This window comes from Sphingomonas yantingensis (genome assembly GCF_014199325.1).
GTDB lineage: Bacteria > Pseudomonadota > Alphaproteobacteria > Sphingomonadales > Sphingomonadaceae > Sphingomonas > Sphingomonas yantingensis.
Map to the genome: position 1 here is coordinate 16,034 of NZ_JACIJJ010000007.1, position 17,177 is coordinate 33,210.

The 17,177-nt window shown below is 65.9% G+C and carries 22 protein-coding genes; 16 read left to right on the forward strand and 6 right to left on the reverse strand.

What is annotated here, in order from left to right; all coding sequences use genetic code 11:
• Position 1: 1 nt before the first annotated feature.
• Entirely contained in the window at positions 2-571 is a 570-nt protein-coding gene (locus tag FHR19_RS16640) for a hypothetical protein (RefSeq protein WP_184030873.1), read from the reverse strand.
• Positions 572-711: 140 nt separating this feature from the next.
• Between FHR19_RS16640 and FHR19_RS16645 the strand changes: the two genes are divergently transcribed.
• Entirely contained in the window at positions 712-1,104 is a 393-nt protein-coding gene (locus FHR19_RS16645; RefSeq protein WP_184030874.1) for a hypothetical protein, read from the forward strand.
• Positions 1,105-1,146: 42 nt separating this feature from the next.
• On the opposite strand, the gene FHR19_RS16650 is transcribed toward FHR19_RS16645, so the two are convergent.
• The 3 genes from FHR19_RS16650 to FHR19_RS16660 all read right to left on the reverse strand — a co-directional run bounded on the left by FHR19_RS16650 (position 1,147) and on the right by FHR19_RS16660 (position 2,456).
• A complete protein-coding gene (locus FHR19_RS16650) occupies positions 1,147-1,386 on the reverse strand; it encodes a hypothetical protein (protein WP_184030877.1) in 240 nt (79 codons plus the stop codon).
• 94 nt (positions 1,387-1,480) lie between these two features.
• Positions 1,481-1,990, reverse strand: coding sequence for a hypothetical protein (locus FHR19_RS16655; RefSeq protein WP_184030880.1), 510 nt, complete (start codon positions 1,988-1,990; stop codon positions 1,481-1,483).
• A gap of 151 nt (positions 1,991-2,141) precedes the next feature.
• The gene (locus FHR19_RS16660) at positions 2,142-2,456 is read right to left on the reverse strand and encodes a hypothetical protein (protein ID WP_184030883.1); all 315 of its coding nucleotides are present in this window, start codon (positions 2,454-2,456) and stop codon (positions 2,142-2,144) included.
• Between the two features lie 62 nt (positions 2,457-2,518).
• Here FHR19_RS16660 and FHR19_RS16665 point away from each other — a divergent pair, with 62 nt between their 5' ends.
• From FHR19_RS16665 to FHR19_RS16725, 13 genes are all read left to right on the forward strand, one after another.
• A complete protein-coding gene (locus FHR19_RS16665) occupies positions 2,519-2,836 on the forward strand; it encodes a hypothetical protein (RefSeq protein WP_184030886.1) in 318 nt (105 codons plus the stop codon).
• Between the two features lie 41 nt (positions 2,837-2,877).
• Positions 2,878-3,252 carry a DUF2190 family protein gene (locus tag FHR19_RS16670; RefSeq protein ID WP_184030889.1) on the forward strand — a complete coding sequence of 125 codons (375 nt, stop codon included), beginning with the start codon at positions 2,878-2,880 and terminating at the stop codon, positions 3,250-3,252.
• Positions 3,253-3,323: 71 nt separating this feature from the next.
• Entirely contained in the window at positions 3,324-3,656 is a 333-nt protein-coding gene (locus tag FHR19_RS16675; protein WP_184030892.1) for a hypothetical protein, read from the forward strand.
• A 115-nt stretch (positions 3,657-3,771) separates the two neighbouring features.
• Positions 3,772-4,227 (forward strand): hypothetical protein, encoded by a 456-nt coding sequence (locus tag FHR19_RS16680; protein WP_184030896.1) that lies wholly within the window; start codon positions 3,772-3,774, stop codon positions 4,225-4,227.
• A gap of 10 nt (positions 4,228-4,237) precedes the next feature.
• On the forward strand, positions 4,238-5,020 hold the full coding sequence (locus tag FHR19_RS16685; RefSeq protein WP_184030899.1) for a hypothetical protein: 783 nt from the start codon (positions 4,238-4,240) through the stop codon (positions 5,018-5,020).
• Positions 5,021-5,070: 50 nt separating this feature from the next.
• A complete protein-coding gene (locus FHR19_RS16690) occupies positions 5,071-5,526 on the forward strand; it encodes a hypothetical protein (protein ID WP_184030901.1) in 456 nt (151 codons plus the stop codon).
• 71 nt (positions 5,527-5,597) lie between these two features.
• The gene (locus FHR19_RS16695; RefSeq protein ID WP_184030903.1) at positions 5,598-5,909 is read left to right on the forward strand and encodes a hypothetical protein; all 312 of its coding nucleotides are present in this window, start codon (positions 5,598-5,600) and stop codon (positions 5,907-5,909) included.
• 28 nt (positions 5,910-5,937) lie between these two features.
• Positions 5,938-8,736 (forward strand): tape measure protein, encoded by a 2,799-nt coding sequence (locus FHR19_RS16700; protein WP_184030905.1) that lies wholly within the window; start codon positions 5,938-5,940, stop codon positions 8,734-8,736.
• Positions 8,736-9,224, forward strand: a complete 489-nt coding sequence (locus tag FHR19_RS16705; RefSeq protein WP_184030907.1) for a hypothetical protein — start codon at positions 8,736-8,738, stop codon at positions 9,222-9,224. Before FHR19_RS16700 ends, FHR19_RS16705 begins: the two co-directional genes overlap by 1 nt.
• On the forward strand, positions 9,224-11,071 hold the full coding sequence (locus FHR19_RS16710; protein WP_184030909.1) for a hypothetical protein: 1,848 nt from the start codon (positions 9,224-9,226) through the stop codon (positions 11,069-11,071). Before FHR19_RS16705 ends, FHR19_RS16710 begins: the two co-directional genes overlap by 1 nt.
• Complete coding sequence (locus tag FHR19_RS16715) at positions 11,068-11,676, forward strand: hypothetical protein (protein ID WP_184030912.1); 609 nt, start codon at positions 11,068-11,070, stop codon at positions 11,674-11,676. Before FHR19_RS16710 ends, FHR19_RS16715 begins: the two co-directional genes overlap by 4 nt.
• On the forward strand, positions 11,676-12,491 hold the full coding sequence (locus tag FHR19_RS16720; protein WP_184030914.1) for a hypothetical protein: 816 nt from the start codon (positions 11,676-11,678) through the stop codon (positions 12,489-12,491). Before FHR19_RS16715 ends, FHR19_RS16720 begins: the two co-directional genes overlap by 1 nt.
• 116 nt (positions 12,492-12,607) lie before the next feature.
• A complete protein-coding gene (locus FHR19_RS16725; RefSeq protein WP_184030916.1) occupies positions 12,608-14,593 on the forward strand; it encodes a sigma-70 RNA polymerase sigma factor region 4 domain-containing protein in 1,986 nt (661 codons plus the stop codon).
• Positions 14,594-14,606: 13 nt separating this feature from the next.
• On the opposite strand, the gene FHR19_RS16730 is transcribed toward FHR19_RS16725, so the two are convergent.
• On the reverse strand, positions 14,607-15,230 hold the full coding sequence (locus tag FHR19_RS16730) for a hypothetical protein (RefSeq protein WP_184030918.1): 624 nt from the start codon (positions 15,228-15,230) through the stop codon (positions 14,607-14,609).
• 25 nt (positions 15,231-15,255) lie between these two features.
• Positions 15,256-15,480, reverse strand: a complete 225-nt coding sequence (locus FHR19_RS16735; RefSeq protein WP_343053318.1) for a DUF6771 family protein — start codon at positions 15,478-15,480, stop codon at positions 15,256-15,258.
• 102 nt (positions 15,481-15,582) lie between these two features.
• Between FHR19_RS16735 and FHR19_RS16740 the strand changes: the two genes are divergently transcribed.
• A complete protein-coding gene (locus FHR19_RS16740; RefSeq protein ID WP_184030920.1) occupies positions 15,583-15,939 on the forward strand; it encodes a hypothetical protein in 357 nt (118 codons plus the stop codon).
• A 2-nt stretch (positions 15,940-15,941) separates the two neighbouring features.
• Positions 15,942-17,171: a beta propeller repeat protein gene (locus tag FHR19_RS16745; protein ID WP_184030921.1), complete on the forward strand. Its 1,230-nt coding sequence runs from the start codon at positions 15,942-15,944 to the stop codon at positions 17,169-17,171.
• Positions 17,172-17,177: the final 6 nt, after the last annotated feature.

Here is a 17,177-nt window from a genome sequence, read left to right on the forward strand (position 1 = left end):
ATCACGCCCTCGCCGGTTCAACCGACCGTTCGAACGAGGGTGCGGGCAGCGCGATCATCGGGGCGGGCAGTGCCAGCTGCGGCGGAGGTGCGGCGACGTCGGCCAGGGCGCGCGCGAGGCGGCCGACCTGGGCCTTCACGTACGGCACGTCGGCATAGATCGCGCCGGTCGCATCGCGATGCGCATCCATCGGGCTGAGGTCGCCCCGATGATTGCAGCGGAAGCCGAGCCACCACACGTCATCGGGGCGACCAGCCTCCGGCACATGGCAGCGCGCCATCGCCTCGTCGCCGCCCTCGCAGATGCCGCTTTCGTCGATGCCGCGATGCGCGGTGACGCCGAGTTCCGTCGGGATCGCGTCGTGGCGCCACCCGAACAGCGGGTGGCCCTGCTCGACCCCGACGTATCCGCAGAGATAGCCGCCGTCGGTGCAGCGCCGGTACATCGCGTCCAGGCCGGTCGACTCGTCGATCCACTGCTGCTTGTCCGCCTCGTCGCGCCAGGGCCCGTCCGCCCAGCCCGCCTTCTCGCGGCGGAATGGCTCATAGCTACGCAGCGCGGTCGTGCACATGTCTCGATCTCCCTCCGGCGGGGCATCCATAAGGACGCCTCAAGCGTCCTATTGTTGGCGATCGTCACGCGCGGGACAAGCACAAAGATCGGTTGCCGATCGCCGCCGGATCCGCTGGAATCGCGTGCGGGAGAGCCGCGATGATGCATAGACTGGACGTCGACGACGAGGCGTTGGCGACGATGGACCGCGCCTACGCCGGGCGATCGGGCGGCACCGCCTGGCCGTTTGCGGACGCCGACCCTGACGGGCCGTCGACCGCGATGTTTGCATGGGTGCGCGCTGGCGCGCGCGAGGCGCGATGCCTGTGGTGGGTGGTCGAGCGGTACGGCACCGAAGCCATCCTGGTCGCGCTCGAGGAGATGGCGGCGCGCGGTGTCGACTTCGGCGCTGCGCGTGCGGCAGCTGCGGTCTGGATCCGAAAGGAAGCCGGGCGCGCATGGATCGAGGATCAACCGCTGGTGCGATGCGCGGGGCAGCGCTCGTTCCGCATCGGGTCGATGGGCGAGCGAATCTGGGAATATCGGGGGTGACGGCGGGGCGGCGCGGCGCAGGGTCGTGCCGCCCCTGGCGCGTCACATCATGTCGACGCCGGTGACGCCGGCGATGCGGCCCAGATCTTCACCGCGCTCGATCGCGGCCGCGAGCGCCGGGATCACGTCTCCGGGGTTGCCGCCGTAGCGACGGTGCGCGTCGAGCGATCCGTCATCGGCAACCTGGACGTAGTGGGTGCGCAGCTGCGCGTCGATGATGATGGCCTCGCCGCCGTCCTTCAGAATGCGCGAGATCGTGGCGTTCGGTTCGGTCGTACTCATACCATTTCCCTGCCCGGGCGCGGCCGATCCGCGCTTGGCCTAGGTGTATAGGATGATGGGGTCATCCTTGGGAAATGGTCGGAACGAAACGGGATCAATCGTCGGCGAGGGCTCGCAGCAGCTTCGAGTGCGTGGCGCGGTCGACCACACCGCGAAGTTCCCAGAGGTATCGCCCATCGGCGACCTCGCGATGGATCACCTCGAGGCGGTTCTTGAGTGGCGCGTCCAGCCCGACCACCAGATCGTCATGCTTGACGTCGAGGATGGCGACCAGCGCGTCGACCACGTCGCTGTCGGGCAGATTGGCCCCTTTCGCCCACCGGGACACTTCCCAGGCCGCCGTCTCGCGGATCTCGCCCGCTTTGTTCTCGATCTTGTTGCGCTTGAAATGGTCGTTCAGCAGGTCGACCAGCTTCGACTGCTTCATCATGCGCTGGTCGAGGACGCTGGCCAGATTTTTCGCAAACTCCGCGCGCATCGACGAGCGTCTGGCATTGATCGACTGGATGAAGACGTCGTCCACTTCGGGCCGGCGTTCGCGCGTCGCTGTCGTCGCATCGGTGGTCGCGGCACCGGACGGTGCGGATTTCTGCGGGTGGGCCATCGTCTCCCCTTTCGTGACGTGGACGGACGTTTTCAAAGATCCCTCGGATAAAGTATGTCCGAGGCGTCCTTTTGCTACGCACGCATTTCATAGCTTGCAATAGCCTAATCTGATCTGTCCCAGATTGGAACCGTCCACGTCACCGCCTCGGCTACGCAGCGTCCGCCAGACCGGTCACCGTCGCCCCGCGCGCGCGTGCCGCGGCGACGGCTTCGCGACGCATGCGCATCCGCCACGAATAGACGTCGTCGCTCTCGATCGTCTCGACGCCTCGTCGCATCGTGACGTAACGATTAGCGACGATGCGTTCGAGTTGCGCGCTCTCCTCGGGCGTGCGACGCGCAGCGGCGAACCGCTCGAGCGGGCCGAAATCGTCGTGGAGCAGGTACGCGCGGATCGCTTGCATGCGCGCCTCGTCCTCGGCCCGTGCGGCATTGGCTCGCACCGCCTCGGCAGTCGCCGCCATCGCCACCCGATTGTTGCGGACGTGCAGGCGCAGCAGGTGGATACACGCCGCGCTACCTCGTCGTGTCGGCAGACCTCGCCGAGGACGCCGAGAAGCTGACGAGCGTGATCGCCGCAACCGTCGCCGGGGACGTGAACGTCAATGCGAAGCTGGGCCTGAAGATCATCGTGATCAACGGCCTGCCGGACAAGACGGCGTTCCTGACCGACCGGAAGGAGCTCGCGGCAATCATCGCCACGCTGCGCCTGCTGTCGGATCCGGGCCTGAAGATCATCCCGCTCGACGACCCGCGTCGCCAGGCGGTGGGCTTCTGCGCCTACAACGACTTCGCCGCCAAGGGCGTCAACGACAAGGGCTGGGTCAAGATCGAGATCGCCTGATCGGCGATCTCGACTGCCCTTCCTCATCAGGAGTTTAGGTCATGAACAACAAGCGTCACGACGAAGCCAAGCGCATCGGTGCCACCCGTCACGCCGGCCTGATCGGCGGCAACCCCTACAAGTTCGGCGCCGTGTTTGGCGTTGCCATTGCGACCGTTGCGGCAGGCGAGCGCGGGGTCATCGAACGCGAGGGCGGTTATTTCCTCAAGGTCGAAGCAGTCGGCGAACCGGTCACCGCTGGCTCCGCGATCTATTTCGAGGCGGGCCGCGCCGACGCTGAGCTGCACAATGACGAAACGGACGCCGGCGGCATCCTCGTTGGATTCGCTGCGCTAGATCTCGAGGCCGATGTGCCTGTGGGCCAGGTCCGCGAGATTGAGGTGTTCATCGACAAGCGGCTGCACGTCGCAGCCTGATCCACCAATAACCCCAGAGCGCAGCGGGCCGGTCATCCTCGTGTGGCCGGCCCTTTGCGTAGGAGACTTCCATGGGCCTCAAACGATACCTCGGTCGCATCGCCGACGTGATGGCGCCGCATCTCGGCGACGAGCTGGCGTACCACCACACCGCGACCGGCACCGACACCACCGTCGTCGGATTCCTGAAGTGGAAGAGCGACGAGAACGACCCGATCGGCCGCCCGACCAAGCGCCAGCGCATCCCGGTGATGCGGGTGCAGAATCTGCCCTGGTCCGAGGACGACGTGGTCGGCGACTGGATCACCGGGACCGACGACGTCGAGTGGTACGTGAACGGCGCGCTGACGCGGGCATCGGGATGGACCGACCTGTACGTCGACGACCGGGGCCCGCGCCGCTGATCGCGATCGTCGATCCACCCCGGCACAACGTCACGCACCGGCGCGCAGCGCCGCCCTGCAAACCCAATTCCCGGGCAGTGGCATAAGATCACAGCGATTAGCTACTATCCGTCTCATGTCGCACGTTCGAGCCGATATCCTGACCTCCTTCGAAACGGCCATCGACGCCATTCCGATCGTCGCGGCCGTCTACACGCAGCCCGCTGTCCTGAACCCGCCAAGCGGCAAGGTGATGGTCGAAATCGGTTTCGCCGAGGAAGGCCCGAACGAGAAGATCGGTGGCGATTGGCCGAATGAGGTCGTGATCCGTCGCCCGCTGATCGTCGCCGCGCGTGTCGAAGCGGCCGTTCCCGGGAAGATGGACGCGAAGGTGTTCGAATCCGACGTGCTCGGTCCGATCGAGGTCGCGATCACGAGAAGCCCCGAGCTCGCCGGCATCGCCGACGACCTGTTCCTCTACGCGACCCAGTGGGAACCCGCGCAGGACGGACGCACCCAGACCATCGAGGCCACCCTGGCCTGGAAGCTCACCTACACCACCGCAGCCGGCGCGCCCGGCAAGGCGCTCTAAGGAGAAGACCATGGCTGTCGCATCGCTCTCGCCCGGCCTGCTGCACCGCTCGCGCGGTCAGTCGCTGATGACCATCGCCGGCGTGACGCAGGTGGTCGGTCACTCCGATCTGGCGCGGAACATCACCGTCACCGACCAGGACGTGAACACGAACGAGTTCTACGTGAAGACGCTGCTCGATTCGCAGATCGACGAGATGACGTGCGAGCTGACGCTGACCTTCTATCAGGTCAGCCGCCTCGCGCTGATGCTCGCGAACCTGTCGGACTATCACGCCGTCGCCCAGGCCGCCGCGCCCGGCGTCGTCATCGAGTACGATCTGGCGGACAAGGAGTTTCCGGTGATCGTGCCGCTCGAGAAGCGGATCACCAGCGGGCACATCGTCGAGGACAGCGCCGGCGTCGAGTTCATCGAGGGCATCCACTACACGGTGCATGGCGGCGAGCGCGGCTTCGGATTCGTCAGCATCCTGGCCAAGCCCGTGGGCGCGACCGACGACATCACCGTCACGTTCGACGCCGCCGCGGCGAAGGCCGTCCGGTTCAATATCGGCGAGCTCGGCAGCATCGAGGCGAAGTTCGAATTCCTCGAAGCGGTGAAGCCCGGCAGCGAAATGTCGCCCGAGTACCACTGCTACCACCGCGTGCTGTGGCGTCCGGACGGCGACATGACCCTGATCGGCGACAGCGCGGATCCGAAGGGCATCACCGTGAAGGGCAAGGTGGTCGCCGACACGACCAAGCCCGTCGGCCAGCAGCTCGGCTTCGTCGAGACGTTCGTCGAGGCGGCCTGATCATCGCGGGGCGGCCTCGTCCGCCCCGCCCATCCACCGGGGAGAATTTCGTGACCTTCCAGAATCCGCTCGCGTTCGTGAAGCGCAAGACGATCCCGCTGACCATCAACGGCACCGAGGTGACCGGCTACGCCGTCGACCTCGAGGAGCTGGACGAACTCGGCGAGCGCTACGCCTGGTTCGGCAGTCAGATGAAGGGCGAGAAGGTCGACATGGACACCGTACCCAAGTCTGAAATGCTGCGCGTCGCAAACGCGATGATCGCCGCCTCGATCGCGCCTGACGCATCGCCCGAACAGCGCCGGACCGTCGAAGGATCGGCCCGCAACATCGATGCCGGAGAGCGCGTGGATCTGATGCGCACGATCATGACCAGCTCCTTCCCGAAGATCGCCAAGGCGGTAGTGGACGAGGAGGGAAACGTTTTGGCGGAGCCGGTGAAGCCGAACCGGCAGCAGCGTCGCGGCGCCCGCTCGAAGGCTGGTGGCGCAAAGCCGCAGACCTGAGGGTGTACGGGCACCACCCGTGCCCGGAACGCCTGTGCCCCCGTCAGATCAGCGAACTCCACGCCGACGTGATGGCGGCGCACGACCGCAAGGTCGCGCTCGACACGCATGCGCGCTTCGTCGCGTCGGCGGCCGGATTCGGTGGCGACAAGGGCGGGCATCTGCAGAAGTTCTACGAGCGGCTCGCGAACGGCGCGGACGGCGATCCGGCACAGCCCGCTGGCCGCCCGATCGGCCTGTCGGAGATCGTGGCCATGGGCAAGCGCGCCATCGCCGACCAGGCTGCCGCATCCGACGTCGAGCGGGCGGAACGTGAAGCCGAGCAGGCTGCGGTACGCGAGATGTTCGAACGTCATCGCACGGGCGGGGCGTACGTCGCATAAGGTGACAGTGTTCTGCTAATCTTTGCAGATGGCGAGCACGCAGCGGTCCAACATCGAAGTGTTCTTCCGCGTGCTCGGTTCCGACCGGGTGCGCCGGGAACTGCGCGACCTGGGCAACGCCGCAGGCTCCGCAACGGGCAGGCTCGCGAATGCCGGGCGTGGGATCGGTGATGCGATCGGCGACGCCGGACGTCAGGCGCGCGAACTGGCGCGCACGCTCAGCCTGGTAGGTGCGGTCGGCCTCGGCGCGCTTGCCAAGGGTATCAAGGACACCACCGACAGCTCCGCCGAACTGACGAGCATCGTTCTCGCGCTGCGTGCCATCAACGGCGAAATCGGGAATGCCAAGGGGCAGCCGCTGTTCAGGGGGTCGGCCGATGGCAAGCTGAGCGACGTCAACGCCGGATCGGCCCGCCAGACCGCCGACGATCTGGCCTTCGTCCAGAAGGTCGCGGACGACGCAGGCACGTCGATCAAGAACCTGGCGCAGCAGTACATCGGTCTGCAGGCGTCCGCCGGCAAAGTCGGCGTGCCGCTCGAACAGGTGCGCGAACTGTTCACCGGCTTGGGCAACGCGGCCGTCGTGCTCGGCATCGACGACGAGAAGCTGGGCCGCGCTTTCACGGCTTTGAACCAGATCGCCGGAAAATCAGCGGTCACGTCCGAAGACCTCAAGGGGCAGTTGGCCGAAGCCGTCGATGGCGCGATCCCGCTCGCCGCCGAAGCGTACGGGATATCGGTCGAGGCGTTCCTGAAAGCGGTCGGCGACGCGCAGATCGATTCAAAGGAATTCATCGACCGCTTCGGTCGCGCGCTGAATCAGCAGTATGCCGACGCGGCGCTCGAGGCGTCGAATACGACCCGCGTCGCGCTCGGCCGGCTGTCGAACGCGTTCTTCCTCGCCAAGGTGTCTATCGGCAACGGGGAGCTCGACGAGGCCTTCCGTCGCATCGTCAACGCCGCGACGCTCCTCCTGCGCACGCTCAACGCGAACGGCGCGTTCACCCGATTCGGTGCCAACCTGGCAGCTGCGATCCGCCCGCTTGCCGATCGCTTCGAGCAGGCCGTCGATGGCGGCTATGATTTCGAGCGGGTGCTGAATGCCATCGCGCGCGCCGCCAAATTCCTGGTGGACATTTTCATCGGCGTGGTGCGCGCTGCGGTGCGCCTAACCGATGCGGTTGGCAACATGCGCGCCGTATTTGCCGGGTATGGCGTCCAGCTGCCGAAGATCAGCGACGTGCTGGTCGGGATCTTCGACCGCGTATTGATGGTAACAAACGCCATCCGCACCCGCAATTTCACCGGCAACGGGTTCCTCGACTTCTTCGTATCGATGTACGCGCTGATCGAGGCATGCGTGTTCGCGATCGGCCGCCTCATCGCACCGAAGGTCGGTCCGGGTGTCAGGACGCTCGAACAGTCCTTCGCGGCGATTGCACATTGGCTGAATCAGGCGGCGGCCGCCATCACGACGCTGGCCTCTGGCCAGGTCAGTTCCGTTCTGGACGAAACCGGCGAAGGCATTCTGGTGAACCTCGTGCAGGCGATCGATAGGGTTCGCCAGCTGATCGCATCGATCAAGCAGGCCTACGCGCTGCTATCGGGCAAGGGCGCGCCGAAGGGTGCCGACATCGACACGCAGAAGATGTTCGCGAAGCGGGACGCGCTCGGCGACCTGGTGTCGGGCCGCGAGAACCGCGCGCGCATCAACGAGAAGGGCGAGACGCTATACGACCCCGAGCAGTTCGCGCCGCTGTTCGCGGTCCGCGACATGTTGACGAAGCTGGTCAATTTCTTGTGGGATAATCGCGGTGCCATCGGCGCGCTGTTCGACGGGATCGTGGACGGCTTCGCCGTCGTCCGGGGCACGATTGAGCTGCTCGGCTCGATCATCGACTGGATCGGCGACAAGCTCGCAGCCCTTGCCGACCGTCTCGGCCCGGTGGGCAAGGCAGTCGTCGCCGTTGGTCGTGATCTCGCAAGCTACTTCGACTTCAGCAGCTTCGCCGAACTTCTGGCCTACACGATCGGATTCCTCCTCGTCATGGATCGGGCGCTCGGCGTCGTGCAGACGATCTGGAAGGTTTTCGCGGCGATCGGCGGCCTGGTGAAGAGCATGGCCGCGTTCCTCTTCCTGTCGGTCCCCCAGTTCCTGGTTATCGCCGCCATCATTGGCCTGATCACCTTCCTCGTCCTGACCCTCGTCGAGAATTGGGAATTGATGGGCGACGAGATCGGCAACATCGGCAAGTTGCTGAAAGCCGGAATCCAGAACGCGCTCGCGTCGTTCCTGCGCAGCATCGCGTCGCTGCTCGCGAAGATTCCTGGCGTCGGTGGCTGGCTCGAAGAGAAGGCCAACGCGGCGGCGTCCAACTACGATATGTACGCCGACGACAACCGCGTTCAGGCCGTTCGCGACAGCATGGCCGCGACCGAAGCGCGCAAGAAGCGCAACGGCGGCAAGGATCCGTTCGAGAACGGCCCGCGCGGCGCCTTCGACTGGTTCAAGGACAGCGGGTTCGCCGGCACGTTCTCGAGCTTCGGCGCGAAGCAAGACGAAACGAACAAGACGCTCGAGCAGATCGCTGCCCAAGGCGCGCCCAAGGACGATGGCCGCAGGTTCGACGCCGACCTGCGCCGTGCCGCGCTCGAGGCGGGCGGCGGCGCGGATGCGAACGGCCAGTTCAAGCGCCCCGTCGTGATCATGCTCTCCGAGGGGGGCCAGGTCGAACTGCGCGGCCGCGCCGACGACCCCACCCTCGACAACCTCGCGGCCCGCACCGCGAAGAACCGCACCGGCCCGTCGCCGGCCTGGAGTCAGTGATGACGATCCCCTGGACCTGGCTGACCATCAACGGCGCCAAGCCGCTCGACCGCACGACGCGCAACGTGCGCGCTCAACTCTCCTTCATCGAGACGGGCGGAGAGATCGTGCGCCTAGCCAATGGCACCCGCCGTTCGCTGCGCCGGCGTCAATTCGACAAGTATCGGTTTACGCTGTCCGGCGAAGCCGCCCGCAAACCTGCACTCGATGGCATTCGCAAAGGCGATACCGTGGTGATCGGCTGGCCGGGACACATCGACCTGGCTGGTGACGTCGCCGACGCGAACCTGCCACGCCCGGCGATGCCCGGCTCGATCCTGCGCTTCGGCGAAGTGGACGGCATGCTGGTCCAGCTGGCGCACGGAGCCGCTGGCGTGATGGTCACGGCGTTCCGCCCGATCCTGACCGTGATCGTCGATGATCTCGACGTCACCGAGGACGTCGCCAACGCCAACGTCAGCTGGTCGCTCACGGGGGAGGAGCGCTGATGGAACCGACGCTTGGTAACATTTTCATCGCGCTGGTGGACGAGGCCGACGTCTTCGATCCGGTCTTGCACGCGCGCAACGACTTCGACCTGGTCGACGCACGGCCCCGCTGGACCGAAACCGACTTCTGGTCGATCGAATGCGAGGTCGTGACCACGCCCGGCGGCGTTTTCTCGCCCGGCGGTCGCCGCAAGGTCTTCATCTCCGAAATGGTCGCCGGCGTCGTGCAGCTGTCCTTCATCGGGCGGATCGAGGGCTGGCCGATCGGTCCGGCGGGCCGCACGGTCACGCTGACGGTGATGTGCAAGCCGGCGCTGACGTACACCGAGCAGGGCCAAGTGGCGTCGAGCGCCGAGCAGATCGAGATCGCGGCGCTCGCGGGTATCAACGACGATCCGTGGTGGCTATTCTCCGACCCGACCGACAAGCGCACGGCGGATCTCGTCCTCGCGAGCCGCTCGGCGTTGCTGCACTGGGGCAGGTCCGATCTGCCCCCGGTGCTGGTCGACCTGATCGAGGGTTCCGGCTTCATCGACATCGGCAGCGGGTTCGTCGAGGGTTCGCTTGAGTTCGAGCAGCCCGCGCAGCCGATCAGTCGGGTCGATGTGACGATCAAGGCCGAGTGGCAGCAGAGCTTCCCGGTGGTCGCGAACCTGGCGAACGCGCTCGGCAACGAGGGGTATTTCGGCACGATCTCGTCGCCGGATTGGGGCGACTTCCCCAAGGTCGGCGAGAGCATCGGCGACTGGACGGTAATCCAGTCGTCGGTCGAACCGCGCAGCCCGCCCGCAGGGGTCAACGAGTTGAGCCGCGTCTTCACCGGCGTCGCCGGTGGCAACCGCAGTCTTGACGCCGCGAAGGCGCGCACCCCGACCCAGCTGCGCTTCCGGCGCATGTTCTTCGATGTCGACCTGCTGGCGACGACCGTCCTGACGGCCAATCGCCGCGAGTCCGTGACATTCAGCCTGGTGTGGGAGGGGCAGGAGATCGCCGGATATCAGGGCACGACCGAGACGGTCGAGCTCGAGTGCCGAAACCTGCGCCGCGATCTGGTCAGCGGCACGCCCCCCGCATGGGTTGCCGGTGTCGCGGTAGGGGCCGGTCAGCGGTGCGAGTTCGACGGTGCGATCTGGGTCTGCACCGCGGCGCACATCACCGGGGCGTCGCTCTATTCCGACTTCGGCAAATGGGCCCCGCTCCTTCTCGACTACAGCCCGTCGGGCGGACCGGCGATGGGGATTTTCTTTGGCGCGACGCAGCAGCTGACCGTCACCACCCCGCAGGGAAATATTCAGACGGTGACGCGCTCACCCACGCCGGGAGTGCGCGCGATCCGATACGGCATGCTTCAGGCGCGTGCGAAGCTGATCAGCGGGGTGCGCATCATCCGCGCGTCGTTCGACGTGCCGTGGGAGGACGTGCGCACGATCACCGGGCGCGAGCGCATGCGCATCGCCGACGATTCGATCCCCGGCGGATCGATGGTCGGCAAGGTCGTGGCGATCGAGGCGGACCTCGTGCGCGGCGTCGCGCGCATCACCATCGCGGCCGCGCCCGGTACGCAGCGGCTGGAACCCGCCATCTTCCCGCCGTCGTACGCCGTGCGACCGCTGACCACGATGGGCATCGTCGCCGCGTCGGTCGACAAGCCGTACAACGTGCAGGAGCAGCTGCTCACGCAGTACGAACTGCCGGCACAGTACGACCTCGCGCGCATGGCCGAGCAGATGCAGACCAGCTTCACGCTCGAGATGGCTCCGACGTCAGGCACGCCGGATTTCGAGGTGACGCGACATCTCGGCGAATATCCCTTCAGCACCGATCGAATGGTGGACCTGAACCCATGATTGAACGCGACCTAAAGCGGCTACAGGCGCGGTCGCCCAAACCCGGCGACGTTCTGCCCCGCAATGGGCGAAGCGGCGCGCCCGCGATCGGCGCGACGACGCGCACCCCCGCCGCCGACACCGACTTTCAGCGGTACGAGAACGCCGTGATGAAGCGGTCCGGCGCGATGACGCTCGGGCTCGGCGCGGACATGCAGGGCATGCCGTTCAACCACCCGGAGATGCGATCGTACGGCGAGACGGTGATCGATCTGGGCGGCGTGCAGGGCAACCTGCAGATCGACGTCTCGTTGGCAAACGTGTTCGAGATGAACATCGTCGGGCAGACCGCGATCTCGTTCGGCCTCGGCGATTGGCCGACGCTCGCCTACGAACGCTCGGGCAGCCCGCCGACCGGCGTCGACATCCCGGTGACGCTGATGATCACGAAGGGCACCGGCTCACTTGGCTTCGAGGTGAGCGTCTGGGCGCCTCGCGGGTCCGCACCCGACACCACGGCAGCCGGTTATTACGAGTTCGGCTTCGCGTATCGGCACTATCCGGGGGCGAACACGGCCAAGGTTCGCGGCTATCCGATCATCCTGCCGCCCAGGCCGCAGACCTGATGCTCGGGCAGATGCAGCGGCGCACGAGCGCCATCGTCCGCGATGAGCAGGAAAACGGCGGCGGCGAAGGTCCCGGCGGCGGCGATCCCGGCAATCCCCCCACCTATCCGGTCGGGCGCCTGAACGCGGTCGCAGTTGGCCAGACCGGCTACATCTTTCGCCGCGACGATGGCACCCGGCGCGCGACATTCCCCGTACCGCAAGGCGGTGGCGGCAACTTGCCTCCGGAGAATGGCAGGCCGCCCGAGCGGACCTGGTTCCTCTACGCTTCGGGCGGGACGTCCTACTTCACCGCCGACTATGCGACGGCTGCGTACGATTTCCGCATCCCGACACCGGCAGAGAACCCGAACAACATTCATCGCCGTGTCTACAACAAGCGGATCGACAGCTTCTTGATCGAGGTCCGCAACGGGGTTGTTACCAACAGCATTCGAACCGGGACTCAGACGCTTCTCTACGGGACCGAAACAGCGATTTTCCCGAGTCCGACGGACATGGGCACCAGGGTGAGCGGCGACGGCCATAAGGTCGTGAACCTGCTGATCGCAAACGGCCAGACGATGCAGGGTCAGGCCGTCCCCTCCGGCACGGCGTTCGGCGATCTCGCAGCCTATCCGCTGATCACGACCACCGCCACGGTCGGCAGTTTCACCCTGTCCATCACCAGCAAGGATCGAAGCTGCGGCGACACCGTCGTCGGCCAGAATGGGATCAACACCATCCTTCTCACCAATACCGGCGGGTCGTTCTTCGACATCGGCAGACCGGTCACCGAGGCCGAGGCGTCGGTCCAGACAGAGGTCATATTCTGATGCGTAGCGGCTGTCCCATCCCGGGACTTCGAAAAGTAAGCCCCAAGCGTCCTCTTGAGTTTGGCAGAGCTATGTGATGCTACAGCGATCCGGCGCGTAACAGGAAGGGGTCGGCCTTGAAGGAAGTCACGCAACGTCAGCGCGAGATCGTGCAGCTCGCCGAACAGGTGGGTTCGATCGAGCGTGCGGGCGAGATCCTCGGCATCTCGTACAACGCCGCGTCGAAACACGTGCGCCAGTACCGTCGCATCATGGGCGAGAAGCCGATCGAGCACCGTCCGCCCGACGGCACCGCCGCGAACGATCCGGCCTTCACGCACATCACGCCGCGCCAGCGCGAGGTGAAGGCGCTGTTCGACGAGATGGGCAGCCAGTCCGCCGTCGCCCGCCATCTCGGCCTGTCGACCGTCACGGTGCGCGAGAAGCTGATCCAGTACGAGCGCAACCGACTGCGCGACGAGGGCGCCCGGGTGTTGACGCTCGAGGAGATGAGCCAGGGCCGCATCTCGACCTACAAGGGTGGTCGCCCCTCTTCGATCAAGCTGTTGGGCGACCTGGACAACGTTCACGTCATCTTCCCGCAAACCTATGACGATGAGCCCGCCGACGAGGGTGACGATGAAGACGAGGTCGCACCCTCCTTTGTCTGGCGCCGCAACATCGAGCCGCGGCACATTCCGCCCCCGGAGAGTGGCGTCTTCCGCGCGTTGCTGACCGGCGCGCAGGACGCGACCGACATCCACGAGCCGTTCTGGCGCAACCTTCAGGCGTACGCGATTGACCTTGGCGCAGAGGTGATCGTCTCGGGCTTCACCTACAACAAGTCGTTGTACTCGTCGCACGAGAAGGCCGGCAACTTCTGGCACCCCGACGTCGAACCGCACCTCTTCGACAACCGCGTCCAGTTCGGCGACGCGATGGACTTCGCCGGCGAGATGAACACGCTGCCGACGGCGGTCACCCCGCTCTCCGGGATGCACGCCTACACCGGGCCGAGGTGGGGCATCTTCCCGCACGCAAAACAGGCGCTCGACAGCGTGCCGCGCATGAAAGATGCCCCATACAAGGCAACCATGACGACCGGGTGCTGCACCCTGCCGAACTACGTCGGCAAGAAGGCGGGCCTGAAGGCGGAGAGCTGGCACACGATCGGCTGCGTCATTCTCGAGATGCTGCCCGATGGGCGATGCTGGGCCCGCCACATCGAAGCCGACCATGACACCGGCACCTTCCGCGATCTGGACGTGCTGGTCGAGGATGGTCTGGTTTCGCGCGGACACAGGGTCGAAGCGATCCAGGCCGGCGACGTCCACCACGAGAAGCTCGATCCCGAGGTCGCCCGCGCGACGTGGGGGTACGATCCGGTCGAAGGTCGCGTGCGCCGCAAGTGGGAACGCGACAGCCTGGTCGGGCGGCTTCGCCCGCGCCACCAGTTCTTCCACGACCTGTCCGACTTCGCGCCGCGCAACCACCACAACATCAAGGACCACCTGTGGCGCCTGCTGATGCGGCGGCTGCGATGCGACGACGTCGAACGCGAGCTCGAGCGATGCGCGCGGTTTCTGAAGGCAACGCGCCGCGACGACTGCACGTCGGTGGTGATCCAGTCGAACCACGACAACGCACTCACCCGGTGGCTCGACGAGGCCGACTATCGCGCCGAGGACAACGAGCGGAACGTGCTGTTTTTCCTCAAGACGCAGCACGAATTCTACAAGCGCACGCTTGAGGCCGGACGCAAGCCGCACATCTTCGAGGACGTCCTGCGCGGGTTCGTGAAGGACGGCCTGGCCGGCGTCCGCTTCATCACCGAGGACGACAGCTACGTCATCGCCGGTGGGATCGAATGCTCGCAGCACGGACATCTCGGGCCGAACGGATCACGCGGATCGGCGGTGAACCTGTCCCGCATGTCGCCGAAGATGAACATCGGCCACGGGCATGCCCCGGCGGTGCGTGATGGACTGTGGATGGCCGGCGCCTGCGCGCTCGACATGGGCTACAACAAGGGTCCGTCGAGCTGGGCGGTCGCGCACATCATCACGCACGTCGACGGCTCGCGGCAGCTGCTGTTCATGAACGGGGGCCGCTTCCACGCCTGAGGGGACGTTGAGCTTAGGCTTCCATTGATCCGTCAGCGCGGTCTGAAAGCCAGCCGGTAATCGGACCCATGATACCCTGCGGAATCTCGCCTGCGTGCACGGCATCCGTGATTTGGCTTGTGAGATCGACTACGGCCCAGCGCAATGTCACCAATCGCTCAAGCACGTCCTCGAAGTCCCGTACGGTCCATTTGAAATACCCGTCGGACGTGTGCATCACGAGTTCGTCAGGCTCGTTGATCATGATGCCCCAGCTACCATGAACGATCTTGTTACGTTCGCGAGCGCGCTTCTGGAGGTTGTCGCGCACTGCTAGCCATTCCGCCTCGACCGAGGTGCCCGTCACCATCTTGCCTAGCGTGAGATCGAGGAGCTTCAGCCGCGAACGGATCGTCTCGGCCGCCTGCATTGCAGCGACCGCAACTGGATTGTGTTGGGCTTCGTACGGTCCACTCTCGTTGTAGAGCGTCTGACCATATGACCCAGCGAGCAGGTTGATCATGCTGAACTCGATCTGCGTCCACTCAGCCGCAATCGCCGCGATGCGCATAGCGTGTTCGGGCCGCTGCAAGACGGCGCCGGGCATCGGGTTCCATGACTTTAGCTTGATCGGCTGTGGCAAAATGACCTCCAGCACAGACCCTAGCTCGAGACCTTCGGATTCATAGCGCCAGCGAAATCTGCCTGGGGTCCCGCCGCTCACCAGGCTCCAGCTCGTCCACTATCGCCTCGACCAGCGCCGTCGCCGCACGTTCGCGCAGCCGCTCGTCCGGCATTGTGATGCCAACACGCGCCCAGCCCGGGGCGTGCAGGATGGCGGCCCGCAGCCGCGTCGTGTCGATTCGCTCCATGCGCTTAAACAGAACATAGTAGGAACGATTCGACAAGCAGGTAAGATCGGGCCGGCACGCCAGTCGAGTGGCACATCATGACTTAACTCTGCTAATCTCCGTGCGATTTGCTGCGCATGTGGTGCATGGAGTTTCCAGATGGCCGACGCCCAGAGCGACCTTGTCTACGTCCAGGGTGACGGCGTGCGCGTGCGCGTGAACCCGATGATCGACGTGAACATCGGCAAATGGACCGACCGGTCAGGATCGATCGCGGTCGCCAACACCCCGCAGCCGCTGTTCGAACAGGTCGATGAGAAGGTTCTGTCGCGTTTCGTCGTCCACGCTGGCGACGCGGGCACGCTGCACGTGAATTTCCTGGGTGGGAACGCGGTGAAGAACGCGCCTGGCAGCGTGCCGTTGAAGCCTGGCGCGGTGCTGCGCATCCCTACGCGTGGCCCGGTCAGCATCGCCGGCGACAGCGTCGGCATCCCCTACACCGCTGCGGAGGCCTGACCATGGGACCGGAACTGGAAGGCGGCGCGAGCGGCACGGGCCGCAGGATCGGCGAGTTCGTCACGCTGGCGAACGGCGCGTCGGGCGCGGACCTGGTCGGGCTGGAGAAGCTCGACCGCCGGGTGATCCCGATCGCCGGGAACGAGCAGCTCGCCGCGCGGATGGCGACGGTCAATCGACCGGCGTCGAACTTCGCGAGCGTGCTCGCGGCGACGAATATGACGGCGGCCATCCGCTGGCAGGGAAAGTGGTACGGATATGGCTCGCTGACCGGTTCTGGCACGACCTTCCGCGTCTACGTTTCACCCGATGGAACGCCCGGCAGTTGGCAGCCTGCGACGGGCTTTGTGCCGCTGGGCAGCACCATCAGCGGCACCCCGGAATTCGCGGCTACGCAGACCAAGTTGTTCCTGATGGTGCGGCACACCCTGTCCACCGTGTGCAGCCTCTTCCAAACGACCGATGGTCAGAACTGGTCGAGCACTGGCAAGCTCAACGACGGAATGCTTACTATCGGCGGATCCACTGCCGTCTCCGGCCTGCGGATGAAGGCCTTCGACGGCACGCTGGTCATCTTCGGCGGATGCACCCGCGGCGGGCAGGCGAACCGGGACTATCTCGCCTGGTCGACCGACGATGGTGTCAGCTTCACCCTGTCGGCCTGTGCGGTCGCAGCGCCCGTGAACAACATCGCCTTGGCCGGCGGCGAGTTCATTTCTATCCACGACGGCGGCGGCATCCAGACCGCGCCGACGCTGCTCGCTGCCGGGGGGTGGACCGCGCGCAACTCGGGCGTCACCGAGGCGCTGTACTGCATCACCGCGACCGACGCGGGCGAGGTCCATGTCGTCGGCGCGCTCGGTCGCACGCTCAAGAGCACCGATCGCCGCAACTGGACGAAGGCCCGCACGCTAGACGGCGTGACCACCCCGGCGCGCATGGTGCGCGTCGGCACCGTCGACGTGCTGATCGCGTCGGCGACCGCACTCGACAACCGCCGGCGCATCAGCGTGTCGGACGATTTCGAGAACTGGCGATCCGAACTGATCGACGGCGCGACCATGCCAACCAGCTTGCTCGCGCTGGCGACTGACGGCAGCCGCGTCGCGGTCGTCAGCAACGTCGGCATCGCGATCACCGAGGCGCTGGCGTTCAACCCCGCGACCGAGATCTACCTGCCGTTCGTCGACGCCGGTCCGTTCGCGACCGCGTACGTTGTCGCGCGCGCATGATGGAGA

Bases quoted from the DNA above. Each gene is read 5' to 3' on its own strand.
- FHR19_RS16640 (WP_184030873.1), bottom strand. From the start codon at position 571: ATGTGCACGACCGCGCTGCGTAGCTATGAGCCATTCCGCCGCGAGAAG.
- FHR19_RS16645 (WP_184030874.1), top strand. From the start codon at position 712: ATGATGCATAGACTGGACGTCGACGACGAGGCGTTGGCGACGATGGAC.
- FHR19_RS16650 (WP_184030877.1), bottom strand. From the start codon at position 1,386: ATGAGTACGACCGAACCGAACGCCACGATCTCGCGCATTCTGAAGGAC.
- FHR19_RS16655 (WP_184030880.1), bottom strand. From the start codon at position 1,990: ATGGCCCACCCGCAGAAATCCGCACCGTCCGGTGCCGCGACCACCGAT.
- FHR19_RS16660 (WP_184030883.1), bottom strand. From the start codon at position 2,456: ATGGCGGCGACTGCCGAGGCGGTGCGAGCCAATGCCGCACGGGCCGAG.
- FHR19_RS16670 (WP_184030889.1), top strand. From the start codon at position 2,878: ATGAACAACAAGCGTCACGACGAAGCCAAGCGCATCGGTGCCACCCGT.
- FHR19_RS16675 (WP_184030892.1), top strand. From the start codon at position 3,324: ATGGGCCTCAAACGATACCTCGGTCGCATCGCCGACGTGATGGCGCCG.
- FHR19_RS16680 (WP_184030896.1), top strand. From the start codon at position 3,772: ATGTCGCACGTTCGAGCCGATATCCTGACCTCCTTCGAAACGGCCATC.
- FHR19_RS16685 (WP_184030899.1), top strand. From the start codon at position 4,238: ATGGCTGTCGCATCGCTCTCGCCCGGCCTGCTGCACCGCTCGCGCGGT.
- FHR19_RS16695 (WP_184030903.1), top strand. From the start codon at position 5,598: ATGGCGGCGCACGACCGCAAGGTCGCGCTCGACACGCATGCGCGCTTC.
- FHR19_RS16700 (WP_184030905.1), top strand. From the start codon at position 5,938: ATGGCGAGCACGCAGCGGTCCAACATCGAAGTGTTCTTCCGCGTGCTC.
- FHR19_RS16705 (WP_184030907.1), top strand. From the start codon at position 8,736: ATGACGATCCCCTGGACCTGGCTGACCATCAACGGCGCCAAGCCGCTC.
- FHR19_RS16710 (WP_184030909.1), top strand. From the start codon at position 9,224: ATGGAACCGACGCTTGGTAACATTTTCATCGCGCTGGTGGACGAGGCC.
- FHR19_RS16715 (WP_184030912.1), top strand. From the start codon at position 11,068: ATGATTGAACGCGACCTAAAGCGGCTACAGGCGCGGTCGCCCAAACCC.
- FHR19_RS16720 (WP_184030914.1), top strand. From the start codon at position 11,676: ATGCTCGGGCAGATGCAGCGGCGCACGAGCGCCATCGTCCGCGATGAG.
- FHR19_RS16740 (WP_184030920.1), top strand. From the start codon at position 15,583: ATGGCCGACGCCCAGAGCGACCTTGTCTACGTCCAGGGTGACGGCGTG.
- FHR19_RS16745 (WP_184030921.1), top strand. From the start codon at position 15,942: ATGGGACCGGAACTGGAAGGCGGCGCGAGCGGCACGGGCCGCAGGATC.